The organism is Treponema sp. SP13, from assembly GCF_050938355.1.
GTDB classification, from domain to species: domain Bacteria; phylum Spirochaetota; class Spirochaetia; order Treponematales; family Treponemataceae; genus Treponema_D; species Treponema_D socranskii.
Genome location: NZ_JADOVM010000016.1, coordinates 1 through 1,196, shown reverse-complemented (window position 1 = coordinate 1,196; position 1,196 = coordinate 1). Strand labels below are relative to the sequence as shown.

At 46.2% G+C, this 1,196-nt stretch carries 1 protein-coding gene; it reads left to right on the top strand.

Going from position 1 to position 1,196, the window contains the following annotated elements; translation table 11 throughout:
• The first annotated feature begins 293 nt into the window (after positions 1–293).
• Positions 294–1,136 (top strand): Rpn family recombination-promoting nuclease/putative transposase, encoded by an 843-nt coding sequence (locus IZU26_RS12990; protein WP_433279577.1) that lies wholly within the window; start codon positions 294–296, stop codon positions 1,134–1,136.
• Positions 1,137–1,196 lie beyond the last annotated feature (60 nt).

Here is a 1,196-nt window from a genome sequence, read left to right as displayed (position 1 = left end):
GGCATGGAAATCAATTTTCAATGGGTATTCTCCAATGGGTAATGAGTTTCATACAGAGACACGATACGGCATGTGCCGCACATCGAGCGAAGTTCCCCGCGCCACTTGCAACGAGCGCGTAAGCGCGAAGTTTCGAGCGCAACCTTGCAACGAGCGCGGAGCGCGAAGTTCCCCGCGCAGGAAACGATGTTCCCGTTTATTTTTATAAAAAACCGCGTAATTTATCACTTTGTAAACGATATATAGTTCAGCGGCTTCCTTGCCGCACTATCTCAACAATCGAAGGTGCAGCTATGGAATATACCCATAAACCCGTCGAACAACTCACCTTTACCGATGACTTTATGTTCGGCACAGTCATGAAAAACAAAATAATTTGCAAAGGCGTCATCGAACGGCTCCTGCACATCAAAGTCGGCAAAATAGAATATCCCTCGCTGCAAAAAACAATAGCACCGTTTTACGAAAGCAAAGGTATACGTCTCGACGTCTACGTTTCCGACTCGGAGCGTGTCTTCGATATCGAAATACAAACGTCGATTCCACCTTCTCTTCCCAAACGCACACGTTATTACCAAAGCCTTATGGATGTCGATAACCTCTTGAGAGGACAAAGCTACGCCGACCTGAAAGAGAGCTACGTCATTTTTATCTGTACGCAGGATCCCTTCGGCAAAAGCTTGCCTGTGTATACGTTTCGCAACGTATGCAGTGAAGACGACGGTATTTTTCTTGATGACAAATCGTATAAAGTATTTTATAATGTGGGTGCCTACGGTAAAGAAGATGAGCCTGAATTGAGCGCTTTGTTGGAGTATCTTTGCGAGAGGCGGGCGACGAGCGGTTTTACACAGCACATCGATGAGCTTGTCGAAAAAGCGAAACGGAACGAAAAGTTCAGGAGCAGGTATATGTCGTTGAATATTCATGAAGATGACTTACGCAGAGAAAGTTTACAGCAGGGTGAAAAGATCGGCTTTGAACGGGGAATACGCAAGGGCCGACGCGACGGCATCGCCGCGGGATCGTATCAAGCAAAGCGGGAAACGGCAAAGCTGATGGCTGAACGCAAGTACCCGCTCTCTGAGATTCGCCTTATGACCGGTCTTTCGGAAGCGGAAATTAAAAAACTGTAATAGTATTTGCTTTTCAAAAAGCTCGACATCCGACCTTTTAGGTAAAAATTGATTTCCGTA